We start from the raw sequence: 24996 nt of genomic DNA on the forward strand, positions 1-24996 counted from the left end.
CCTTATAGGCTTGCCAGCTCCAACATCCTCTTAAGTGGCACCAGTGACTTTTCTCTCTTCTCTTCACTAACCTCTACAACTCCAGTATTATCTCTGAGGCAATCTCTTACCTTTTCCAGTGTAACCTTTTTCATATTAGGACAAATCTGCACAGAGCCTGCTGCATAAAACACCTTATCAGGATTATTCTTCTTAAGCTGGTAAAGAACCCCTAGCTCTGTAGAAATGATAAATTCCTTCTTATCAGACTTGGTAGCATAATCGATAATACCTGATGTGCTGCCAATGTAATCTGCAAGCTCAAGAACTGATAGCGTACACTCAGGATGAATCAGAACCTCTGCCTCAGGATGTGACTCCTTAGCACGCTTTATCATATCTGCAGTAACTGCCTTGTGCACATGGCAGTAGCCATCGTTAAATATGAAATTCTTTTCTGGAACCTTGCTTGCAATATACCTACCAAGATTCTCATCTGGAATGAAAAAGATATTCTTATTAGGAAGTGCCTTTACAATCTTCATAGCATTTGCCGATGTAACACAAACATCAGAATGCATCTTAAGCTCAGCTGTAGAATTGATGTAACATACCACAGCCACATCATCATATTCTCTTCTTACTTCTTCAATGCGCTCTACCTCTGCCATGTGAGCCATTGGACAGTCAGCCTTAGGTTCTGGCAGTAACACTGTCTTCTCAGGATTCAATATCTTAGCTGACTCTCCCATAAACTGAACCCCGGCAAACACAATAGTGCTCTCCTTCAAATCAACTGCTACCTTTGCCAGATAGTAGCTGTCACCTACGTAATCAGCAATAGCCTGAACCTCATCATTAACATAATAATGGGCTAATACTACTGCATTCTTTTCCTTTTTCAACTGTTCTATTTCTTCTACCAGTGTCATAACATTCTCCTTCTACTCTTCAGGCTCACACCTGATATAACAATGCGATTGTCAGCAAGTATACCACATGTTACGTCAGGTGACAAGACAGTTGTTAAAACAGTGAAATCACCTAATATTTTATGCCACTAGCTTTTGACTTTAGAATATAAAATTGTATAATAAGAAGGTTGTTAAAACTATAACGTAAATAAGAGGTATTTTGGATGAATAAAAACGCTTCACGAGCATCTAACTTTGAGCTACTTAGAATTGTGGCTATGCTCATGATTATTGCTTATCATATTATTATTCACTGTGTTAATGTGCAGTTGGTAAATGCCGACTCAATCGAAAGATGGCAAAACGGCTGGTTCAATCAGCCTATGTTTTTCAGACAGCTTTTAGGCGTAGCTCTGATGATGCCATTTGGACTTATTGGTAATTCACTATTCATAATGATTTCTGGGTATTTTCTTGCGGAAAAGGAAATAGATATTTTTAAGACTTCAAAGAAATTATTGACACAATTATTATTCGCTGCAATTGTTCTTGTAATAGCATCAACCCACTTCATTAGTAGTGGAAGATATTTATTGCACACAAATACACTTTTCAGTTATATACGAATTCAATATTTTAATAAGATGTCCTGGTTTGTTGGGTACTATTTCATTATCATTTTCGTTGCTTACTTAGGCCTTAACAAATTTTTAGCATCTTTGGACAGTAAAAAATATCTGGGATTTATGCTGGCAATCCTAACCCTGTCTCAGCTAGGATGGTCTGGCTCCCTTTTAGATGATTTGGCAGGTGGGCTTCGTACGGTTGTTGTTGGTATATTCCTGTTTGCACTAGGTGGATATATTAAGAGATTCAATCCATTTGAAAGGGTTAGAGTATATGTATTATTTTTAATCATAATCCTTACAAATGTTTTAATTGGACTTTCCTATTACAACACCACAAACGGAAAGATTCAGGCATATTTTTACAGTATTACAGATACAACTATAGAGCCTGCAGAATATATCCAGTATATTCCTAAGTATGAAAACTATAGCATTGTTGTTATTATCCTTGGCATCTGCATATTCGAGCTCTTCAGAAGAATCCCTATGCCTTCTGTAAAGCTTATTAACTGGATTGCAGCTCCTACATTTATGATTTACTTGCTTCACGACAATGGCTTTTCCTACAGTATTTGGGAGACTAATGATTGGATAACACTTCTGTACAATGACTTTTCAGGATTTGCTGTTAAGCTGCTCACTTGGGCTGTTATGATATTCGCATTTGGATTAGTTGCTTACTATATATATATGCTGCTGTTAATGTTTGTTGTAAAATGCAAGTGGCTATTCATAAAAAGTAAATAATATAGACATTAACTAAGGGCTCCGATTGGAGCCCTTTTTCATACTATTTACTTAACGCTTGTTCTATTCCTATAGCAAGCTGATCTGCACAGCTGGTGCCCTTAAATCCGCAGATATTTCCCTTCAGAATTTCTACAGTGTGTGCTGCATCAGCACCCTCTAAAAGCTTGCTGATTGCCTTTGTGTTGCCATCGCAACCGCCAGTGAATTTAACATTGTGAAGCTTGCCATCTTCCATTTCAAAATCTATCTTTCTAGCGCAAACTCCCTTTGGTGTAAAACTATATTGTTCCATTTTGACTCCTTTTTTCCTCTTCAAAAACATCTGTAACCATTTGGTTTATTATAATGGCAACAGCATATTTTATCTACCCTTTTAGACTTACATATTGTCGATAGAGTTTAACAAATCCAGATTCTTTACTTCTGTTTCTGTAAAGATATCCTCTGTAAAGTCCTTTGGAAGGATGCTTGGTGTATACCAAACCTGTCCCATAAAATAATTGTAGATTTCTGCGTCCTTAAAAGAATAACCATGTCTTGCATAGATTTCATTCTTAGCAATATGAATCACCTCTGGTGAAAGTCCGCTGAAATCAGATGCAGAATAAACTGTCTTGTCTGTATCAAACAAATACTGGCAATAGCGTGCCACATCAGCAACACCCTTTGTATTCCAATAATCTGCAACAGCTGGCCAATATTTATTATTGTCTAGATAGCTACTTCTCTCACTTACCGCTGCATTAATCTGATCAGCAGACCAATCAGCTATGGATGGTGCATATCCACTTGGATCAACTACTGTGATTACCACATCTGAAAAATCCTCCTCAGGCTCATCAGCAGTAGCTTCTGGCTCTGTTGCAGCTGGTGTTTCCTGGTCCTCAATGGCAACAGCCTTCTCTTCACTTACCTTAAGGCTCTTGTCCTCTTTGTTTAATAGACCATAAGTAATACATCCTGTAAGTATGCCAACAACAAGCGCCACACCAAGCTCTATCGCCCATCTTTTTGTATTTCCAGTAAGCTTGATTCCCTTAAATCCTTTTTTGTTTTTAAAAAACTTTTGCATTCCATAATGCACATCATCAATTAAATCTAAAAATTCTCCCATTATTCATCCCTTTTCATATATTTTTATTAACCTATTAGAGTATAACATAAAGTTTATAAATGTTACGTTTTTTTTACAAAGTATTTTCTATCTGATTTCTGGTAGCTGCCACATTGCCCTGAGCCATCTGCTTGCTACCACCACCTTTGGCACCAAGTAGCTCCCTCAGACCTGTTGCTATGGCAGCGCAGTCTCTTGTTTTGCTGCCAATAACAAAATTGTAGCCATCTTCATCATTACCTGAGAAAATAGCGCACAAGCCATCATGCTTTTCTACCAGTGTGTTCACACCATCACGCATGGTCTTTGCGTCCAAATCCTCCATGAAGATTGTTACATCTGTCAAATCTGGTGAGATTGTTTCTATCTGATTTGTAAGCATGCCTGCCTTAATATCGCATATACGATACTCTAGCTGGCGCTTATCTTCCATTAATCCAGCTACCTTTTCTGGCACCTCATCATCCTTACAATTAAGCAATTGATAAGATTGTTCCAACAACTTCATACGTCTGTTGTAATCAGCTAGAGCCCTCAGACCACACAGGATGTATACCCTAGTGCCGCCCTTGTATTTGCCAAAGGATATCACCTTTAGCACGCCAACCTGGCCTGTAGTTTTTACGTGAGGCGCACAGCAGGCACAAAGGTCAACGCCCTCTATCTCCACCAATCTAACAGCTCCATTTATCTCCTTTTTACTGCGATAGTTGATGGCACCAAGCAACTGCTGGTTAGGATAATAAGCCTTCACCGCCACATCTGAGGCAATGATTTCGTTAGCTCTCTTTTCTATATAATCCACCTGCTCATCGCTAAGCTCTATATTCAAATCCAATGTAACTGTGTTATCGCTAAGATGAAATCCCACATTGTCAGCACCATAAGTATTATGAGCAATTCCTGTAAATATATGCTCCCCTGTGTGCTGCTGCATGTTATTAAAACGATGCTCCCAATCAATCACTCCATGAACCTCTTCCCCAATAAGAAATCCACTCAGGCAATAGTGATATATCACATCATCCTCTATCTGCACATCGATAACCTGTACTTCGTCTAATGTGCCAATATCACTGGTCTGTCCTCCTTGCTCAGGGAAAAATACAGTCTTATCAAGCACCACTTTATAGGCTGTTTTATCTTCCAGTTTTACTTCTTCGCAGGAAATAACCTTGCCCACAAAATCCCTGGCAAAGGCGTCCTTGTCATACAATGCTTCTGTTTTCATATATCATCCAATCTATATTATTTGCTTTTTCTATACAGCATATCCCTGTTGATTTCTGTGTAGAAGGTCTCTCTAAGCTTTTCTCCCGAATAGCCCATGCCCTCTATCCACATAAGCTTTGTGATGGTAGCCTCAAGTGTCATATCGTAGGATTCTATCATGTGGAAATCATGTTTAATCTGACGACCTACTTCGTACACAGTCATATTGCTACCCTCGTTTGCCACCTGAGTAGTCATAACAGCCAGCTTATCCTGGCCTGCCCATTTATCCATCTCCTTGTAAAAGGCTTCCATCAATGTCTCTGGCATTCCACCTACGCCGAAGCTTTCTATTACGATAATATCATAATGCTCAAAAAGGAAGCTTAGGATGCATGGATTCATACCTGGATAAAGCTTGAGAAGTGTTACCTTTTCTGACATATCAAAATAGAATTTTACCTCTGACTGCACTGGTGTTTCAGGAATATATCTAAGCAACACCCCGTCTTGAATCACTGCAAGATAAGGGAAGTTGATGCTGGAAAAAGCATTGTAGCTCTTGGCTCTCTCCTTCTTGGCACGGGTTCCACATATTACCTTGCCATCAAAAACGATGCTGACATTCTGAGAATTATCATCTGCCGCGTATATGAATGAATCCAACAGATTAGTCTTTGCGTCAGTAACATCCCTGCTAATTGGCTTTTGCGAGCCTGTCACAACTATAGGCTTCTTGGAATCCTGTATCATATAGCTGAGGGCTGCCGCTGTGTAAGCTAAGGTATCTGTACCATGACACACTACAAATCCATCATATTTATCATAGTTTTCCTGTATCGCTTTTACGATTTTCACCCAAAGCTCCGGTGTCATGTTTGTGCTATCGATATTCATAAGCTGGATAGCGTGCACATTACACACCTTTTCTACAGCAGGAATGTAGGATAAAATATCCTCCGCTGTAAGGCCTGGTGTTAGCCCTGATTCTGTTTGTTTTGAGGCGATTGTTCCGCCTGTTGCAATCATTAAAATATTCTTCATCTTAGTTCTTTCCTACTGGCACTCCAAAGATCTTTGTCTGGAAGCCGTCTAATAATGTTTCATAATCAGCATAGCTGATATTGCTTTTAAAATGCTGATTCCAGGCATCCCGCAATGTATCGCATATACGAATTGCCTTTTCATTTTCTTCATTCTGTTGAATAGCTGGAAATACATAAAAAATCATATAATAGTTAAGGTTCATCAAATCCCCACCGCGAACCTTACCAAACTTTTTGAATGCAGAAGTAACTTCCTCACAAAAGCTTTGTGCCTGAGTCTGTAGATTATCATCCCCTGCATCTACCAAATCCTTTAAATAGGCATAGCGATTGCTGTTAAACATCTCCATGTTACTCTGGTATGCCTTTTTATTGTTGACCTTACTAAGATTTCTAGCATCTTCAAACAATTTTTCTACATTATATCCCATAGTGTTCTCCTTTGAATCTATTTCTTTTAAATAGCGCTATATGCACTTAACTTTTTCAGACGGGAGTAAGTGTATTTGTCGGCGGATTAATTTCACACTATCCTAGCTGCGCTTGTAGGCTGGCATAAGCTGAAGCTTGTGGAGGTTAGCCACGTGTTTGCGTTCGATAGATGCGATGATGTCAGCTGGGATGCCTTCCTTGTTGCCGGAGATGTATTCGTCAAGCTGTGCGTATGTGAAGCCTAGCTTATCCTCGTCAGACATTCCAGATAGACCGTCAGATGGAGTCTTGTGAACAAGCTTTTCTGGAAGGCCTAGGTATTCGCCAATCTGAAGCACTTCTGTTACAGTGAAATCCTGAAGCAGCGATACATCGCCTGCTGCATCGCCGTACTTGGTAGAGTAACCTACATAATCCTCGGAAGCATTGCAGGTATTTACTACAAAGGATGTTACTCCCTGTCCCTGAGCTACCGCATAAAGTGTAGACATGCGAAGGCGTGGTGCAAGATTGATTCGTAAATCCGGAGTAACCTCAAATGTGTTTGCCTTTTCAAAAGTAGCAATAGCTGCATTGTAATAATCTGTGATAGGGATAATCTCTGATGTAAGACCAAGGTGCTCTACCAAAAGCTTAGCGTCATCCAAATCGCTCATTTCACCATTTGGCATGATGATGGCTCTGATACGTTCTGCTCCGATAGCTTCCTTAAGCACTGCTGCTGTAACAGATGAATCCTTGCCACCTGATATTCCAATTACTGCCCTTGTATCTGTTCCAAATTTATTGAACCATTCCCTAGTGTATTCGATTAACTGCTTTGTCTGTTTTTCTACATTAAACTCTCTCATTTTTATTCCTTCTTTCTCTCCATCGACGTTGTTAATATACTATAGCGCTGCTATTAAGCGCTGTGCAATTGCCGCAAAGCCTGCATCATTAGGATGTCCTGCCAGGAATGAGCCTATCGTATATACGGTACCGTCAGGAGCCGTATACTGGTCTCCTTCATTAAGCATATAATCAGACACTCCCTGAATATCTGCAAGACTAACATAGGTGCATCCCATTTCTGATGCTACAGCTTTTTTTGTTTTGATTATGCTATCATATTTCCAAAAATTATCAAGCATTACGATACGTGCATTTGGGTTATATCCCCTTATGTACTTAATCATATCTGTCAAATCTTCCTTGAAATGATTCTCATGTCCTTTAACATTTTCTCCCAGCTCGATAACAATAGTTCCATATTGATACTTGCTGATGTATTTGTCCAGATCGTCCAATTCATAATTTCTTGTATTAGAGAATTCCCAAGAGCGAAGAGACATATAATCGTAAGATGAATATCCCTTGGCAGCTACTGTCTGATGCACATAGTCATTCTCTGGTGCTGTTGCTCCACAGCCCCAGCCTGAGCCCCACCAATCGGCTGTAGCTGGATATAATGTAATGGAATTTCCTATAAACAATATGTCCTTTGTAGCAGATGGTACTCCAGAAATGCCAGGCATTGGTATATCTATATATTCCTCAGAAACATCATCCGGAGAAATGTATCCATAGTCACCGTTTATCTTCATCTTGTAATAATCTGTTTCATTACACTGTGCCACCACTGATACTATCTGATCAGTGGAAAGTGTTCCGATTACCTCAGCTGCATCGTAAGGATTTTCCCTGACTATAGCTTTTGAAACAGCATAGAATGTTGTTTCCATTTCGGTAAATGTATACTCCTCAGCTTTACCTTCCTCAGCCAGTTCTTTTTCCTTAGCTTCTTCTTCCTCTTCCTGTTCCACACGTAGATGCTCTTGCCTGGCCTCTATCTTTGCCTCTTCTGCCAGCCTTGCTGCTTCTTTTTTGTTCTGCTCTACCACAATAAATCCAAATGCAATTATTAGCGCCACTAATGAAATCCAAAGACCAATTACTATTTTCTTTTTCAATGTTTTTCTCCAATCTATCTTTTAATAATAACTTCATCTATTCTGAAAGTGTGTTGATTACTTTTTGTACACTAGAAAGTGCCTCGTAATCAAATCTTTCCACTGCCTCTATCACTATGATATCCGCATTCTTAATATCATCCTTCGCACTATTCATATAATCCCTATGGATAAAGCTGCAATGTGTAAAATCTTTCGCTATATAAGGCATCATAGCTTCCCTGTAGCTATCTCCTAAGAAGCACAGCTTTTTATCAATTTGACCATTAGATGTAGTCCTGTTGATTTTAGCCTGTATGTTAAGACCATCCACCACAATATCCGGTTTATAATCAATAAGCATTTCCGCATCATCATAAGTGATGGCAGAATCCGGCACTCCCATATAGCTATACAAATCGTAGCGCTCTGCCATGGTAGGGCCTACTATGTACACACTTGGATCCTGGTATGGTACCCCCATTTTTTCATACAATGCATTAACACCAAACAGTGCACCTGTGTGATTCCAATGGCTGTCGTATTTGTAGTACACCTGATATCGACCTGTAGCAACCAGCTCTTCTTCCAGTGGATAAATGAAAGGTGTGGCGCAATTCGTATTTACGTATTCATATAGTTGCTGAATCCTGCGCCATGAGTTGACAATATCCACCGTAGGCATGTACTTGTAATATACCGAGGATTTGTTTGGCGCAATGTATATGTACAGCTCCTTACCCTTTGCATCACATATTGATTGCAGATTATTTATTTTATCTACCCAGGCCTGCATTTCCTCCTGGGATAAAACATTGGAGCCCTGGTAACATTCTATCTCGTTTTCACCATACAAAAACAGCCAGCCATCCCTAGCAATAATTACATCATTATTAACATTTAGAGGAAAGAATTGCTCGTAAGGTGAAACCTCTTCTACTGGCTCTTCCACCACTTCCTCTTTTACTTCTGCCACCTCCTTTTTAGGCGTAGCAGGTTTTTCTTCTGGCTTATACAGCTTTGCACCTATTGCTGATTCAACCAGCTGATATTTAGCTTCGATGGCACCATCCAGCTTATTGTACCAGGATATAAAAGTATATCTAAATGGGATTCTGTCATCCACATAGTTAGATATGCTCTCACCTGTGTTAAGCAGATTGGTCCATTCTATCTTGGCTAGCTTGCGCTTTTCAGTTTCCACCACCGAAAGCTTTTCGTAAGTGTTCTTACTAAAAATGCGCACTGTGCCGCCAGCTATCCAGGGAAACACCAGGATTGCCATGAATATCAATATGAAAATTCTGTTTTTAAATCTTGTAAAATTCATATCACATACCCTGTTTAAAACTGATAATAAATAAATGGATTATAAGTTCCATTCACTAAAAACAAAAGACTGACAAGCAGGATTCCCAAGGCTACTGCCATATTTCCCTTCACTGCCTTAACACTTAAATGAGCTTGTACAAACCCACCAAAGATTACTGCAAAGATAAGTGCTAATACACTCATTCCTGACAGATAAGTAAGCAGGTTTAGTATCCTGATTCCCCCTGCAAACATCCTTGATATGAAAATCCCGGCATCCATTATATTGTCTGCTCTAAACACTACCCAAAGAAAATTCACCACAATAAATGTAAGCAGGCGGTTGAAAAACTTAATAGGACATTTCTTTAATATTGCACCAAGCCACACTCTTTCAACTATCATAAAAATGCCATACACAAGCCCCCACACTAGGAAAGTCCAGTTGGCCCCGTGCCATATTCCTGTAAGAATAAATACTATAAAGATATTGATACAGGTCTTTTTAAGACTGCATCTGCTTCCACCAAGTGGGATGTACACATAATCCCTAAACCAGGTGGATAGTGATATATGCCATCTTCGCCAAAAATCCTGTATAGATTCTGCCCTGTATGGATGATTGAAGTTTTCCTTAAAATCGAACCCGAACATCTTTCCCAGGCCTATTGCCATGTCTGAGTATCCGCTGAAATCGTAGTAAATCTGGAATGTATAGCAAATGCTTCCAAGCCATGCCACTGTCGCATCTATTCTTGCTATATTCCCATCCCAAACGTTATCTGCCACCTGTGCTAACGTATTTGCGATAATTACCTTTTTACCAAGGCCAAAGCAAAAGCGCTTAATTCCTTCCGCAAACTGGTAGCTACCTGCTGCCCTGTCTGTAAGCTGAGTGGAAATATCCTTGTAATGGACAATCGGTCCTGCTATAAGCTGTGGAAAGCAGGATATATAAAGAGCAAAATACAATACATTAGGCTGAATATCTACCTCATCCTTGTAAACATCTATAACGTAGGAAAGTGCCTGAAATGTAAAAAATGAAATTCCAACAGGCAGTACAATATTTCCAATGCCAAGGGCTCCTGTACCATTTCCTGTGAAAATTCCATTCATTCTTTCAGCAAGCTTCAAACCATGTGCAAAAAACAGATTTTCAATTGTAGCTATAAATAGGTTGAAATACTTGAAAAAGAAAAGTAGCCCTAAGTCTGCCACGATAGCAAAGATAAGCCCCACACGCCTAACTTCATCATCATGCCTCTTCTTAGAGCACAAAAATCCTGCCCCCCAGTTAATAAAAATCACCAGAGAAATCAGGATTAGATACTTAGCCCCTCCAAATGCATAAAACAATAAGGAAAATCCAAGCAATATGTAATTAGATATTAGTATTCTTCTGTCAATCCCACCGCCTATTAGCCTAGGAATGCCATAATAGGCAAGCAGGCAAATAGGCAGGAAAATTGTGCAAAATAATAATGAGCTGAAAACCAAATTATTCTCCCTCTCCTTCAATCATCAGCTTAGTGAAAGGTTTTGTTTTAATGAAAAATGCAACTACCTTGTCGCATACTAAAGCTCCTACAAATGTAGTGAGTGTGCAAAGCACCACCTTTACAGGGAAGCTTGCAGCCGGCAGTAGCGATTGTATTAATCTGATACTGTAGAACTGATTCAGGTAAATGAGCAGACTCATCTTGCCGCACCAGCCAAATACAGGCTTATCGAAAATCCTATGACAAGGATTGACATCTGAAAATGTAAGAATCAATCCAACGCACATGATAAACAATGTTACAAAGCTGTACTTTGGATCAACTCCTGTTACTGCATATCTAAGAACCAGCAAATAACAAGCCAACTCCAGCACAGCCAAAATTCTCTTGCCTGCCATAGTGAAATTAATCTTATTCAGCTGTCTTGTAAAGCTGTATGCGCTACAGCCCAGTGCCATCTCTCCAAGTCCTCTGAGGAAGCATTTGTAGAAATGACCTGTCCAGCCATCGATTCCAGCTAGGCTATGATATTCATGGGACATATATCCTAGAACAAAAAGTGCTATAAGTGGACATACTATCTTTACAAAAACATCATAATGCTTTCTTAAGAAATACCAGAAGATAAATGTAACTACAAGCCATACATCCAAATACCATGTAAGCTTATTTACCCAGGAGCTATCAAATCCAAAAATCTGAACAAAGAAAAGGGATGCCCAGGAATCAATAGCATAGGCAATCCTGCCCTTAGCTGTGTTGTGCAAGAAATACCCGTTAACAATGACTGTAAGGATAATTGCAAACAGATGATAAGGGAAAACATTCTTTATCTTTTTCCACATCATCTTAGCTGTCTCGGTGCCGATATACTGGCAAGGCATATTGCTCTTAGCATAAGCACTTGCTGCAAGCAAATAGCCTGATACCAAAAAGAAAAACTCTACACCGATATACCCGTGATTAAAGAAATATATTCCTTTAATTCCGATGCTAATATTACCATCTACTGCAAAGCGCTTATGAATATGAAAGAACAAAATCCCCAATGCAAAAATAAAACGTAAAAACTCCACCCGTCCGTTTTTTGCCTGTTTACTCATGAATTAAAATTCTCCTTCATGGACATCATCTACGTCATCCACCATGTTTTCTCTTGTGTATACTCTCTTAGCCTCACGCTGCTGCTCAACCTGAACAGAAAGCATTTCCTTAACATTAGCGGAATTCTTAATATTCTTAATCTCAAATGTTCCAAGGCTCTTGTCAGATGAACTTACAATAATTGAGCCCACTCCAAAAATTCTCTGACCAAGGCTTCTTTTAAGCTGCAAATCTAAGATTCTATAAAGCCTAACCTCATCCTGTGAAAGATTAAGCAAGCCTGTCTCAACAAAAAGTCTATCCTCGCTCATGCTATATTTAGTAAAGCTGATTGGAAGACCAAAATATCTTTTTCTATCATGCCATAAAATGTTTGCCATAGTATCCTCCTAAATTATATAGATACGTTTATTATAACCAATTCCTAGAATAAAAGAAACCAGGGATAAATCTCCCTGGTTCCTGTAAAATTAAAGACTAAAATTAACTGGTATCTTTCTAAATGTAAGCCAGTTTACAAATAGGCCTGCCAGTGTAAAGGCAAGTATGCCAAGCCATACATACAGTTGATTGTAGAATGGATTGATAAACATATCGATTATTAATGCTCTGCCATCTGCTGCACCAGATACCGATTCGATGAAGTTTGGTCCGCCAATCATTATTACTAAAAATACGATATAATAAATCCAGTACACTACTTTACCGAACTTAAGCATTCCATTGCCTGCTGTAGCTTCAATCCAATTGAATAGGCAATATACTGCAATTGCAATTTTTAAAATTGTATTTGGAGTAAGCGACGTCGGTATTAGCATTGCGATTACTGCAATAAATAATATCTCCGCAAGATCCGCTAACCTGCTATACAAAAACAATACTTTTCGTGTCATTCCAAAGCTCAGACCTCTAGGAACTTCATCTGCCAACACGAAAACTTTTATAAACAAATTAATTATCATATAGCCGTATGCTATCCCCGCAACCAGTATATCCCCAAAGCTCGCCTCATCCTCAATGCCTACTTTTTTAAAAATCAATTGAAGTGTTATTCCTATTACAATCGCAAGGACTATTATGAATAGATTCCAGATTTCTCCATTCTTTTTAAGCTGCCAAATAGCTTTTATATTATTTCTACCCATGACATCCCCCTATCTAACCATGCTCTTTTGGTTTAGCTTATATGCCCAAAACTCGAAGAGAGCAAAGATTATGACTGCAATTATAAGTACAGCAATAATCACATAAGCACCAATTGATTCAATCCCAATTGATACGCCCGTGGCTGAAAAGAATCCAATAAATCCACCACCGCAACCAGCAATCATCGCAATGATAAATACAATCACCTTTCCATGGTTATGAACCTTATGACCAATAACTAATCCCACAGGACCCAGGGCAAAGCTAACTATACTTGAGAGTATCATTAATAATAAATACTCATATTTATTAAAAATAGCTATTAGGATTATATATACCGCTAAATTACCTACCACTAAAGTAGCCTGCTTTATTAATTCTCCTATGAAAATATCTTTTCTTCTGGCTCCCATCGACAGAGCCAAACTATCGTACCAATTAGGACCATAGAAGGAATACATCATATTAATCATAACCACGATAATGCAATCTACACTCATAATCATTCGAAACAGATAATCCACGAAGTGTTCCTCATCTGCCCCAAGGATAAACCATTCAATTACAAGCAAGCACTCAAGTCCCAGAACTAACCCTACTACTTTTAGCCCTTCCTTGAAATAATACTTTGCTGAACGTTTTGCAAGACTACTCATACTAAGCCTCCTTCCTGCCATCTACACACATGGCATAGAAAAGATTCTGAAGTGGCACTGGCTCAACCTGCACATCCCCATCAAATCCATCTACTGGCTCATCTGCAAGTACTGTTACCACCTTGTTTCTTCCAATGGATTCAGGATGATATGTCTTGAAATTCCTAACTGCTGCATCAACATTTGTCTCTTCTCCGCTGACACGATATGCTCTTGCAAGAAGCTCCTCAGTGTTTTCCTCAATCATAATCTGACCGTCATCAATGATTATAACCTTTTCAAATAATGATGCTGCCTCTTCAATGATGTGTGTACTGATTACGAAGGTTCTGCCTGTGGCTGCATACTCATCAATAACAAGCTTGTAGAACTGCTCTCTGGCAACCACATCAAGGCCTGCAACTGGCTCATCTAATATGGTGATGTCTGCCTTGCTTGCCATGGCAACGATGATTGTCACTGCTGAAAGCATACCCTTTGAAAGCTTGTTGATACGCTTCTTAGGATTAATATTAAATAGCTTGATAAGCTCCTTAGCATACTCCTCATCCCAGTTTGCATAGAAGGCCTTAGCCGTTCCAAGATAATCCTTTACCTTAAGTGTGTTAGGGCCAAACATGGTCACCTGAGAAATCTCTCTTGAGTAGCAAATGTGTGACAGTGCTTCCTCGTTCTCCCACACTGGCTTGCCATCTAATGTAACAGTTCCCTCTGTAGCTGGGTTTTGAGCTGTCAGGATAGAAAGAAGTGTTGTCTTGCCTGCACCATTTCTTCCAATCAATCCGTAAATCTTTCCAGCCTCAATTTCCACGTCTACATTCTTTAGAACTGTATCTTTACCATATTTCTTTACAATATTTTTTCCAGATAATGTACTCATATATCCTCCTAATCTCCCATAGGGATGTTTAATCTGTTATCTCATCTATTAATCGCTTTAAATCATTCTTGGTAATACCGATAAGCTTAGCCTCGGTAATAAGCTTTTTTAGATAAGTCTCCTTGAAGCTCTTCTTTCTTGCTTCCATAATCTTTTCCTTTGCACCTGCCTGCACAAACATACCGATACCTCTCTTCTTGTATAATATGTCCTTATCCACCAGTAGATTAATTCCCTTAGCCGCTGTGGCTGGGTTAATCTTATAAAACTTTGACAGTTCCGTGGTGCTAGGCACCTGCTCTTCCTCTCTTAAGATATCCCTTAATATTTCGTCCTCTATCATTTCGCTAATCTGCAAGTAGATAGATTTATCTTCCCCTAAATTCTCTAACACATACTCACCTCCCGTAGTTCATTGGTTAATTACTTGTGTAATTAACCATAACACCAATTATGTTTTCTGTCAACATAATTAGATAAAAAAATGCAACATACTATTTGTACGTTGCATTTCCAACACTGTTCACTTGTGTTTTTTTACCCCTATCCCTAGCTCATTACTTCATATTCACTATCACTATTAACCCGTAGATTTAAATCGGCCTTCTTCGAACTATGCAAAACCTCTATTGCATTTCTCATATCTGATTTTTCTACGAACTCTTTTGCCTGTTCTATAGGAGTATTTTTTGCCTTTCTCTCCACAAGCCTACTGCGCAGCATGTCTTCATTAGCTGATATAAAGATGGTGTAGTCGGCATAATCTGATAAGCTGCGCCATCCATCCTCATCTAATAGCAAATAGTTGCCCTCAAGCAGCACAATGTCTGATGTTACCTGAATAGCGTTCTCCACAGGATTATGCAGATTCCTATCGTATGTAGGCCAGCCACAGTTATCACCACTAGCCACTAGCCTTATTCTTTCTTCCAAAGCCTCTAAATCAAATGTGATTGGGGCACCCTTTATTTCTACCAGCTTAATAGTCCTACCATCTCTCACTGTGTCATGGCTAAGCAGATAATCCTGATAATGATGAAAGCCATCCATGCCAATTGTCTGTATAGCTTTAATACCATCTGTAGTCTTTGATAAATGCTCTAGGAAATCAAGCAATGTACTTTTACCTGCTCCCGGTGGCGCCGCTAACATGACTAAAATTCTGCGGCCTTTTTCCTCCTGCATTTTTGTTAATCGATGCAAGAGTGGGATAAAGATTTTTTCAATATTTTTCTCACTGTAATGAGCCTGTATGTCGTACCCATTTATACATGCATTATATTCCATTACTTTCTTCTCCCCGATTCCACCATTTCCTTCTCGAAGGTCTCCGGGTTCTTCAGGTAGTAATCCTGATGCTCTTCTTCCGCTTCGTAGAAGGATTTGAATGGCTCTAAGGCTATGTATGCCTTCTTTCCTGAGGCTTTCTCCAGTTCCTCAATCTTGCTTTTTGCCAGGGCAAGCTCTTTCTCATTCTGATAATAAATAGCAAGCGTGTAAGAGAATCCCTTATCAATAAACTGACCATCCTTATCAAATGGATCTACATTTGCAAGATATATATCTAGTAGCTTGTCGTAGGTTACATTGCTTTCATCGTACTCTAGCGCAATTGTCTCCCTGTGGCCTGTGGTCTGGCTTTTCACTTGCTCATAAGTAGGATTTACCTCGTCACCACCTGAGTAGCCGCATACCACCTTGTCCACTCCGTATATCTTGTAAATTGGTGTCACACACCAAAAACATCCACCTGCAAAATATGCTTTCATGTTCTTATCCTCCGTTACAAACCTTTACACAAGTATATCTTTTTACCCGCAAATATCAATATAGGTTTTTGTTTTTCATCAGAAAAACAAGAACCGGACATAGACCAATATTTTCTTTTTGAGTATGACTTTTGCGCATTTTTGCAAAAATATACTCGCTGAGGTAACCTAATACACCGTTTGAGTATCTCCTGAGTGAATTTTATCAAAGTCATACTTTTCTATGCCACACCTTCATACATCTGTGGTGCTACTATCAGTATAAAAGTTTGACTTTTTATTTTTTGCTCTATAATATACTCATTTTTCCTGAAAGCAGCATTTTACCATGCTCAGAAAGTATGACTTCTTGCTGACAGAACAAGGAAATTATCAGCAAGAATCCTGCTTTGCAGGACATCAAAATAGATAAATCTATTTTGATGGTATTTACGATTCCCGAAAAACTGATGTTTTTCAAGAATCTATAGTTTTTTGCATAAAAAACCGCTACCTGGACAATTCATCCATGGTAGCGGTAATTGTTTTATGCGGCTGGGTCTTCCTCCACCTCTTCCTCTGGTGTTTCTGTTTGTGTTATAGTTTCTTCCTGCTCTTGTTCTGGTTCTGTAGATTCTTCCTGTTCCGGACCCGCTCCAGTAGATTCTTCCTGTTCCTGCTCTGATTCAGTATCCTCTTTCTTAACAGGGGCATCTTTTCCATAAGGTAGATATGCCATATAAGGGTCTACTGTTGAGGTAACATAATCCACTGGTGCCCCTGATGTATTATCTCTTATTACGTATGCTTTCCCATCTACTGATTCACCATTTAATAAAGCACCGTCTGTTGAATCAAATGGGCGTAACACTGAACCACTAACAGTACCATTTTCATCAAAAAAATGCTCTAAATAATCTAACGTAGCAACACAGAACTTTGCAGAAGCTTCATCCCCTGTAATGAATTTGTCTGTAAAGTCGTCAGCGGATTTATATATGCTTTCCCCGTTTTCATCTTTTGGAGAAACCTTTGTAATAATCTGGCTTAAATTACTACAAATCCATTGAGTCTCATCCTCTTCATCTAAATATCCATGCATTTCTCTAAGAATAATATCAAGACCGGTTTTATATATTTCGTTATTCATTACATAGTAGCTTTTTCCATCATCTCCAATCTCATCATACCTTGCGTGGCCCTCAATGCCATATTTAGCGCGATATTCTGGGTTTTCGGTAACAAGCTCTGCAAGATACAAACAAGCAAGATAACCTGAACAATATGCACTAAGAGTGTTATCTTTTTCATCTTTACAATATTTAAGTTGCATTTTATATTTACTATTTTGGTAGTTTGCTACCAGATCATCTAGAGAATAGCCTTTTGTATTTCCATTTTCATCCCCTGCATAATATCCATAATATTCCTTAAAATTTGCACCCCAATACTGATATGCATTTTCTACACAAGTTGCAATTCCTTCCTCAAACCAATTTGGATAACTCACTTCATCTGCGTAATAGCTATCTACTTCCTTTTCTTTATCGTAATATACGTAGCCAGTCATTCCTGGTCTAGTATAATCAAACATAAATCCATGCATCATCTCATGCACAATTGTGCTGCCTAATTCTATACTCTTATCAGTCTTTAGCTTCCACAGACCATCATCCTGATAAAAAGAGTCCTCAACCGAAGATGCATTTACAGCCACAACATATTTTATATTGCCCTTATAAATGGCCCTTTCTTGTTCTTTACCAGTTTTTTCATCAATCACTGTCTCATAACTATCCGGATAATGAACTGCACTCACATAAGCTAACGCATTTTTCATATTTTCATATTTTATGTCAGAAAACGCCTGAGTATTTTCGTTATAAGTTAGCATTAAAGCATCATTGTAGTAAATATAAAGTCCTGTCTCTTTTCCTAAGGCATTATCCGCCACAGCCTGAGTAAATGCTGGAAAGCTCTCAACCAACAGATTAACCGCCTGTGGCTGAACCGTATATCTTACAAGCTCAGTAAGAGCTGCAAGCTTGTCGTAGCCCATAGTTTCAACAGCCTTTTTATCACAATGCATAGCCACTAAGTCAACGCCTGGTTCTTCTTTAGGCTGATTATTATCTGACGTATCTTTTTTAGATTCTGATGGCTGCACCTGTGCTTGAGTCTGTGCATCAGACTGGGCATTAAGCTCTTCGTTTCTTGCTGCCTGAGCTGTCTGTCTAATAAAAGAATCTACATTTGCAACACGCTCAGCAGTAAGATTTTTTCCAGCTCCATTTATTCCAGTAATAAAATTAATTCCTGTAGCTGGGTCATCTATAAATAAAAGCTCTTCTCCACCAAACAGATTATTTATATACTCAGGAAGATTTACTTTTATTCCACCCTTTACATTTACCTTAAGCTTGTATTCCTTTGGAATATATAATGCAAATACAGGGTATGCTTTAATATTGTTTGAAGCAATCTTGCAGATATTACCGTCTGCATCTACCCAAACTACTGGTATCTTCCATGTAGCGCCATTGTCTGCAATAGCTCTTGCGCTCATTGGAAGGACTTCTCCAGGCTTAGGCTCATCAATACCTACTATATTGATAGAGCTCACCTCGTTAGTAACTACAGCTGAAGCCTGGCTGTTATTGTTTCCCACCTGATTTAGTTCTACTGCACGTGCACCAATCGGTGTAAAAATCTGGCTTGCCATTGTGATAGCAAGTAATGTACTAGCAATCCTAATATGATTTTTCATGCTCTCAACCCCTTTTCACTTTCCTCTTTCTTTTTTTCAATATATCACTGGGTTTATCACACTAGTGTCACATAGGTTTAATCTTTTACTATCAAACACTTCTTCTTAAACTGTCCGATATGTTATGGACACTTTCTCAACATTTGTTCATTAAATGATTCAGACTCTAGCTTTGATTTTTCTAATGTGGTAGTTTTCATTGTAACAAAAAAAAGTGGAGATTTTGTTATGAAAAAATACAAACTTACAGCAGCACAAAGAATGCATAACAATTGGATTAACAGATATGGCACACAGCAGGTTTCCGGCCTAAGCATCGTGGCATCACTTAAGGCTGATTTGGATTTTCAGCTTCTTAAGAAGTGTATAGAGCTTGAAATCAAGCGCTATGGCTGTATGCGAGTGCAGTTTACAAAGCCAGATAAGAATGGAGAAATCCTTCAGTATATTGTGGAGGATAAGGAATATGATATTCCCCTCAAGGATTTATCAAAGCTTACCATGGGTGAAGCTAATAAGACAATGCAGTCATGGGCATATAACACCATTGATGGAGATGATATTCCCATGTTTGAAATCTTTCTTATGAAGCTTCCAGACGGCTACAATGGGTTCTTTCTTCACATGGATCACAGGCTAATAGATTCCTGTGGAGTTACCGTTCTTACTAACGATATTATGTCACTGTACACACATTTCAGATTCGATGCCCCTCTTCCTGATGATTTGGCAGACTACGAAGCTGTGCTTAAGAATGATTTGAAAAAGGCATCGAATGAGAAGCGATTCTTGAAGGATAAGAAATTCTGGGATGATATGTTAGATAAATGGGGCGAGCCTGTTTACAGCGATATTGCAGGGCCTGCCACCTTAGAAGCATCCCGCCAAAAACATAACAATCCTAAACTAAATTCTGCAGATATTGAGCTTGAAAATCTTTTTGTAGAAGTGAAGGATTACAAATTGGAGGCAGATGCAGCCAAGCAGCTATTTGATTTTTGCCAGAATCATCAGCTTTCCATGACAAACCTGTTGCTCCTTGGAATACGCACCTATCTATCAAAGGAAAACAATGGGCAGGAGGATATTTCAATCCAGAATTTCATTTCCCGTAGGTCCACCCATGATGAATGGACCTCTGGCGGAAGCAGAACCATTATGTTTCCTTGCAGGACAGTGATTAGCCCCGATACAGAATTTTTAGATGCAGCCTATGAAATACAAAATATGCAAAATCAAATCTACATGCATTCCAACTACGACCCAGATTTGATTTATGAAGAGATTGCAAGAAGGTATGGCACTCCTAAAAATACTACCTACGAAAGCTGCTATCTGACTTATCAGCCTCTTCCTGTTAAGATGGAAAATCCATACCTAAAGGATATTCCACTATACTGCAAGTGGTTTGCAAATGGCGCTGCCACCAAAAAGATGTATCTGACTGTATCTCACACTGAGGATGGTGGCATGAATTTTTCATATCATTATCAGGTGGCTGAGCTTAATGAAAAGCAGGTAGAGCTTTTCAACTATTATTTAATGCGAATCATATTTAGAGGTATCGAGGAACCAAACCTATCAATAGGTGAAATAATAAATATCGTATAAACGAAGTGGAGGAACAGTTATGTCAATTGAAAAACAATTTAAGGAATTAGTATCCCAGTACTGCCAGGCTTCAACTGATGAGCTAAAGGGTGATAGCCGATTCAGAGAGGATTTGGATTTTAGTTCTCTTGATTTCATGTCCTTTTTAGGAGAATTGGAGGACGAATTCGATATTGAGCTTCAACAGGAGCGCATAGTAAACATCCGCACTATCGGGGAAGCACTTTCAATGATTCAGGATTTACAGGAGGCATCATAATGGAAAATCTGCGCACTCTTTGGGAGAAAACCGCCGGCTCCTACAAACAGCTTACCGCCATCAGGTATTTGCATAAAAAGGAAATAAAAGAGGTTACCTACGATAGTTTAGATAAAATGATTAGGTTAATCCGCGGTGGGCTATACAGCACTGGAATATCTGCTTCCCATGTGGCTATCATCGGCGAAACCAGTGTCCAGTGGATAGCAAGCTATCTAGCCATAGTAACTGGTGATAATGTGGCTGTACCACTTGATGCCCTACTGCCCGCTGAGGATTTAATCGATTTATTAAATCGCTCTCATGCTAAGGTACTGTTTTTGAGTCCTAAGCTTATTAGCCTTGCAGACCAGGCTCTTAAGCTATGCCCTAATCTGAAACAGATTTGGCTGCTTAACGATTCTTACGAACAGTTCATCCAAAACGCCAGAATTGGTACATTACCAGAGCTAATGAACCTTGGTAATAATAAGATTGATGTGATTGCTTCTAAGCCATCCAGCCTTGCCACAATCATATTTACATCTGGCACCACAGGCAAAAGCAAGGGTGTAATGCTTACTCAAAAGAATCTATATGACAATGTGGCTAATGTGCAATATGAGGTGGCGCCAGGCTGTGTAATGATGAGTGTACTTCCTATTCATCACGCTTACTGCCTTGTTATGGACTGGCTAAAGGGATTCTCACTAGGGTCTATAGTATGCATCAACGATTCCTTCATGCACATGGTGAAAAACATGAGCATCTTTAAGCCAGAGGTAATACTGATGGTGCCTCTGATGATTGAATCCATATACAAAAGATTGTCAGCTAATGCCGATTTGCCTGTTGATGTTATTAAAGAAAAAATATTTGGTGGAAATCTTAGAATCATTTTCACTGGTGGCGCTCACCTTGACCCATTTTATATTGAAGAGTTTGCCAAATATGGAGTTGATATTTTAGAAGGCTATGGAATGTCTGAGTGTTCCCCTGTAATCACTACAAACACTCCTGATAATCACAAGCCAGGCTCTATCGGAAAGCCTCTTGATAATGTGGAAATAAAAATCGAAAATGATGAAATACTAGTCCGTGGAACAAGCGTTATGAAAGGCTATTTTGAAATGCCTGCTGAAACTGAGGCAGCCTTTACAGATGGTTGGCTTCACACTGGAGACAAGGGTTATATTGATGAAGATGGCTATTTATTCATCAACGGACGTGTCAAAAATCTAATCATTATGTCTAACGGGGAAAACATTTCGCCGGAAGAGATAGAAAACAAGATTTCTCTCAACCCACTGGTTGCAGAAGTGATTATATCAGGCAACAACACAGGCCTTACCGCCCACATCTATCCTGATATGGATTATGCTAAGGCACGTAACATTAACCCTCTTGATATCAACAATGTGCTACAGGGTTTTGTTGATGAATATAACAAAGCCCAGCCAAGCTACAGGCATATTACAAGCCTTATAGTCAGGACTGAGCCTTTTATTAGAAGCACTACTGGTAAAATCAAAAGAAATGATCCATTAAATCTCAATAAAGGGCAAGATGCCGTTTAAAAATACAGTAGTTAGAATATCAGCTATTTCTTCAGCGGGGGCTTTACAATCCTCCGCTGTCCATTTGTGAAGCACACCAAGATTAATTCCTATGGTAGCTGCTATAAAATAAGAAAAGCTCTGATTATCCTTGATTATTCCAGAACCAACCTCACTTACCTTAGCAACATAGCGATGGAACATAAGCATAGCTTTTTCAAGAAAGCTATCGCCTCTTGGACTGTGCAATATACTGGTCAAAAACGGATTATCCTTGGTGTAATTGCAAATAGCAAGAAAATAGGAATGGCACAGTTGCCTGTCTCCCTTGGGATGAAAGCTTTCCATCAACTCAAAAATATCATTGATAGTCTTGTCCTCTGCAGCACTTATCAGTGCAGGCACATTCTCATAGTGATTATAAAATGTACTCCTAACAATTCCTGATTTCTTCACCACATCAGACACTGTAATTTTTTCAAACTGCTTTTCCTTGCTCAGCAGGAAAAAGGCGCCTATGATGGCATCCTCCGCTGTGCTGTATCTCTCATCTAATTCTTTCATAACTGTCTCCGTAAATTCGTAGCTGATAATATATAAGCCAGTGCGTAGCTAACAAGCTATTAAAAAACCACCCTGTAGGCAACAAGCTCTAATATTTCTTAAGCGAAGCTTTCTATGCTGAGCGTAGAAATCATTAGGCTTGTAGCCGTGACTGGGTGGTTGTGTTACTTAGCTAAATAATGGCTTTAAAGCATCAGCAAGCTTGTCTTTCATTGCCTGTGCCTCAGCAAGATCCTTACCCTTTGTAGTGAAGTAAGTCTTAATCTTTGGCTCTGTACCTGAAGGACGAACAACAACTGTGCATCCATTCTCAAGACCGTATATAAGTACGTTTGCTGATGGAAGACCAGTCTCAGCTGTGTTCTTGTAATCTGTAACCTTTGTTACAGCGATGCCTGCGATATCCTTTGGTGGGTTCTCGCGAAGCTGGCTCATGATGCCTGCCATTGTATCCATACCTGAAAGGCCTGGGAATTCGAATGAATCTACCTTGTTAAGGTAACGGCCGTACTCAGCGTAAATCTCCTCAAGACGCTGCTTGATAGAGCTTCCGATGCTGCGATAGTAAGCAGCCATCTCGCAGATAAGCATTGAACCGATAACTGCATCCTTATCACGTACATAAGGACCAGCAAGGTATCCGTAAGACTCCTCGAAACCGAAGATGAATCTATCTACTTCTCCATCTGCCTCAAGACCAGCAATCTGATCACCAATCCACTTGAAGCCTGTAAGAACTGAACGAAGCTCTACGCCGTAGTGCTCTGCAACTGCATCTGCAAGTGGTGTAGAAACAATTGACTTAACTGCTACAGGGTTCTTTGGCATTGTGCCCTTTTCGATACGTCCTGCTGCAATGTAATCAAGAAGAAGTACACCAACCTCGTTGCCAGAAACAAGCTCATAGCTTCCGTCTGGACACTTCATAGCGATACCAACACGGTCTGCATCTGGGTCAGTAGCAAGCATTAAATCTGCGCCCTCCTTCTTAGCAAGCTCAAGGCCAAGCTCAAGTGCCTCGAAGATTTCTGGGTTTGGATAGCTACATGTTGTGAAGTATCCGTTTGGATATTCCTGCTCAGGAACGATTGTGATATCTGTGATACCAATATCGTTAAGAACACGTGTAACTGGAACTAAACCAGAACCGTTAAGTGGGCTATAAACAAGCTTAAGACCAGCTGTCTTGCAAAGACCTGGACGAACCTGACGCTCTTCGATTGCTGCGTAGAATGCGTTCTTGCAATCATCGCCAACGAACTTGATAAGTCCCTTCTCAACACCCTCAGCGAAAGACATAACCTTTGCACCTGTGAGGACATCTGTCTTCTGAATCTCAGCATATACGATAGCTGCTGCATCATCTGTCATCTGGCATCCGTCTGGACCGTAAGCCTTGTATCCATTATATTTAGCAGGGTTGTGTGAAGCTGTAACCATGATACCTGCATTACATTTATAGTATCTAGTAGCGAATGAAAGTGCTGGAACTGGCATAAGTGCATCGTAAATACGAACATTGATACCATTAGCAGCGAGAACACCAGCTGCAGCCTTAGCAAAAACATCGCTCTTGATACGGCTATCATAGCTGATAGCAACTGTCTGGTTGCCGCCCTGTGTCTTAACCCAGTTTGCAAGTCCCTGTGTAGCCTGACGTACAACATATACGTTCATTCTGTTAGTACCTGCACCAAGGACACCACGAAGACCAGCAGTACCAAATGCAAGTGCTACTGCAAATCTGTCCTTAATCTCGTCATCGTTACCCTCAATCTTTGCAAGCTCAGGCTTTAAATCTGGATCATCCAAATCTGCTGCAAGCCAACGCTTATAATCATCATTGTACATAATATTCATCTCCTTGTTTTGCTAACTTAAAACTCCTTTAATTTTAAGTTTTTAG

The 24996-nt window shown here is 39.5% G+C and carries 25 protein-coding genes; 4 read left to right on the forward strand and 21 right to left on the reverse strand.

The annotated features are described in order from the left end of the window. Nucleotides 1–2: 2 nt before the first annotated feature. Nucleotides 3–911 carry a quinolinate synthase NadA gene (gene nadA, locus IJ535_RS03055; protein ID WP_294298699.1) on the reverse strand — a complete coding sequence of 303 codons (909 nt, stop codon included), beginning with the start codon at nt 909–911 and terminating at the stop codon, nt 3–5. Nucleotides 912–1117: 206 nt separating this feature from the next. Here nadA and IJ535_RS03060 point away from each other — a divergent pair, with 206 nt between their 5' ends. Beyond that, a complete protein-coding gene (locus IJ535_RS03060; RefSeq protein ID WP_294298701.1) occupies nt 1118–2269 on the forward strand; it encodes an acyltransferase family protein in 1152 nt (383 codons plus the stop codon). 43 nt (nt 2270–2312) lie between these two features. Here the strand turns inward: IJ535_RS03060 and IJ535_RS03065 are convergent, their stop codons facing one another. From IJ535_RS03065 to IJ535_RS03150, 18 genes are all read right to left on the reverse strand, one after another. Further along, nucleotides 2313–2564: a TIGR03905 family TSCPD domain-containing protein gene (locus tag IJ535_RS03065; RefSeq protein ID WP_294298703.1), complete on the reverse strand. Its 252-nt coding sequence runs from the start codon at nt 2562–2564 to the stop codon at nt 2313–2315. Nucleotides 2565–2651: 87 nt separating this feature from the next. Beyond that, nucleotides 2652–3386: a YARHG domain-containing protein gene (locus tag IJ535_RS03070; protein ID WP_294298706.1), complete on the reverse strand. Its 735-nt coding sequence runs from the start codon at nt 3384–3386 to the stop codon at nt 2652–2654. Between the two features lie 73 nt (nt 3387–3459). Next, nucleotides 3460–4617: an alanyl-tRNA editing protein gene (locus IJ535_RS03075; protein WP_294298709.1), complete on the reverse strand. Its 1158-nt coding sequence runs from the start codon at nt 4615–4617 to the stop codon at nt 3460–3462. Between the two features lie 17 nt (nt 4618–4634). Continuing rightward, nucleotides 4635–5642 carry an asparaginase gene (locus IJ535_RS03080; RefSeq protein ID WP_294289372.1) on the reverse strand — a complete coding sequence of 336 codons (1008 nt, stop codon included), beginning with the start codon at nt 5640–5642 and terminating at the stop codon, nt 4635–4637. 1 nt (nt 5643) lies between these two features. Continuing rightward, a complete protein-coding gene (locus IJ535_RS03085; protein WP_294298712.1) occupies nt 5644–6075 on the reverse strand; it encodes a hypothetical protein in 432 nt (143 codons plus the stop codon). A gap of 102 nt (nt 6076–6177) precedes the next feature. After that, nucleotides 6178–6927, reverse strand: coding sequence for an NAD(+) synthase (gene nadE / locus IJ535_RS03090; protein ID WP_294298715.1), 750 nt, complete (start codon nt 6925–6927; stop codon nt 6178–6180). A gap of 39 nt (nt 6928–6966) precedes the next feature. Next, a complete protein-coding gene (locus tag IJ535_RS03095; protein ID WP_294298718.1) occupies nt 6967–8028 on the reverse strand; it encodes an SGNH/GDSL hydrolase family protein in 1062 nt (353 codons plus the stop codon). A gap of 37 nt (nt 8029–8065) precedes the next feature. Next, nucleotides 8066–9337: an alginate O-acetyltransferase AlgX-related protein gene (locus tag IJ535_RS03100; RefSeq protein WP_294298720.1), complete on the reverse strand. Its 1272-nt coding sequence runs from the start codon at nt 9335–9337 to the stop codon at nt 8066–8068. Between the two features lie 14 nt (nt 9338–9351). Beyond that, nucleotides 9352–10599 (reverse strand): MBOAT family O-acyltransferase, encoded by a 1248-nt coding sequence (locus IJ535_RS03105; RefSeq protein WP_294298723.1) that lies wholly within the window; start codon nt 10597–10599, stop codon nt 9352–9354. Between the two features lie 220 nt (nt 10600–10819). Beyond that, nucleotides 10820–11923: an acyltransferase family protein gene (locus IJ535_RS03110; RefSeq protein WP_294298725.1), complete on the reverse strand. Its 1104-nt coding sequence runs from the start codon at nt 11921–11923 to the stop codon at nt 10820–10822. A 3-nt stretch (nt 11924–11926) separates the two neighbouring features. Then, a complete protein-coding gene (locus IJ535_RS03115; RefSeq protein WP_294289344.1) occupies nt 11927–12304 on the reverse strand; it encodes a PH domain-containing protein in 378 nt (125 codons plus the stop codon). A 90-nt stretch (nt 12305–12394) separates the two neighbouring features. Continuing rightward, nucleotides 12395–13069 carry a hypothetical protein gene (locus IJ535_RS03120; protein WP_294298728.1) on the reverse strand — a complete coding sequence of 225 codons (675 nt, stop codon included), beginning with the start codon at nt 13067–13069 and terminating at the stop codon, nt 12395–12397. A gap of 9 nt (nt 13070–13078) precedes the next feature. Next, entirely contained in the window at nt 13079–13726 is a 648-nt protein-coding gene (locus IJ535_RS03125; protein WP_294298731.1) for a hypothetical protein, read from the reverse strand. A gap of 1 nt (nt 13727) precedes the next feature. Continuing rightward, a complete protein-coding gene (locus tag IJ535_RS03130; RefSeq protein ID WP_294298733.1) occupies nt 13728–14606 on the reverse strand; it encodes an ABC transporter ATP-binding protein in 879 nt (292 codons plus the stop codon). 28 nt (nt 14607–14634) lie between these two features. Next, a complete protein-coding gene (locus IJ535_RS03135) occupies nt 14635–15000 on the reverse strand; it encodes a GntR family transcriptional regulator (protein ID WP_294289336.1) in 366 nt (121 codons plus the stop codon). 155 nt (nt 15001–15155) lie between these two features. Then, nucleotides 15156–15893: a nucleoside/nucleotide kinase family protein gene (locus IJ535_RS03140; RefSeq protein WP_294298736.1), complete on the reverse strand. Its 738-nt coding sequence runs from the start codon at nt 15891–15893 to the stop codon at nt 15156–15158. After that, nucleotides 15893–16375 carry a peptide-methionine (S)-S-oxide reductase MsrA gene (gene msrA / locus IJ535_RS03145; RefSeq protein WP_294298738.1) on the reverse strand — a complete coding sequence of 161 codons (483 nt, stop codon included), beginning with the start codon at nt 16373–16375 and terminating at the stop codon, nt 15893–15895. The genes IJ535_RS03140 and msrA overlap by 1 nt, the downstream gene beginning before the upstream one ends. A 526-nt stretch (nt 16376–16901) precedes the next feature. Continuing rightward, nucleotides 16902–19121, reverse strand: coding sequence for a hypothetical protein (locus IJ535_RS03150; RefSeq protein ID WP_294298740.1), 2220 nt, complete (start codon nt 19119–19121; stop codon nt 16902–16904). Nucleotides 19122–19349: 228 nt separating this feature from the next. Between IJ535_RS03150 and IJ535_RS03155 the strand changes: the two genes are divergently transcribed. The 3 genes from IJ535_RS03155 to IJ535_RS03165 are packed head-to-tail and all read left to right on the forward strand — an operon-like array spanning nt 19350 to nt 22547. After that, nucleotides 19350–20732 carry a condensation domain-containing protein gene (locus IJ535_RS03155; protein WP_294298743.1) on the forward strand — a complete coding sequence of 461 codons (1383 nt, stop codon included), beginning with the start codon at nt 19350–19352 and terminating at the stop codon, nt 20730–20732. 19 nt (nt 20733–20751) lie between these two features. Beyond that, nucleotides 20752–20991, forward strand: a complete 240-nt coding sequence (locus tag IJ535_RS03160) for an acyl carrier protein (protein ID WP_294298745.1) — start codon at nt 20752–20754, stop codon at nt 20989–20991. After that, nucleotides 20991–22547, forward strand: a complete 1557-nt coding sequence (locus IJ535_RS03165) for an AMP-dependent synthetase/ligase (RefSeq protein ID WP_294298747.1) — start codon at nt 20991–20993, stop codon at nt 22545–22547. Before IJ535_RS03160 ends, IJ535_RS03165 begins: the two co-directional genes overlap by 1 nt. Here IJ535_RS03165 and IJ535_RS03170 read toward each other — a convergent pair. Both IJ535_RS03170 and IJ535_RS03175 read right to left on the reverse strand, forming a co-directional pair. Then, a complete protein-coding gene (locus IJ535_RS03170) occupies nt 22515–23090 on the reverse strand; it encodes a TetR/AcrR family transcriptional regulator (protein ID WP_294298749.1) in 576 nt (191 codons plus the stop codon). The genes IJ535_RS03165 and IJ535_RS03170 overlap by 33 nt on opposite strands. 168 nt (nt 23091–23258) lie before the next feature. Beyond that, a complete protein-coding gene (locus IJ535_RS03175) occupies nt 23259–24941 on the reverse strand; it encodes a phospho-sugar mutase (RefSeq protein ID WP_294298752.1) in 1683 nt (560 codons plus the stop codon). Nucleotides 24942–24996: the final 55 nt, after the last annotated feature.

Origin of the sequence: Pseudobutyrivibrio sp. (assembly GCF_017471675.1) — a bacterium.
Taxonomy (GTDB): Bacteria; Bacillota; Clostridia; order Lachnospirales; family Lachnospiraceae; genus Pseudobutyrivibrio.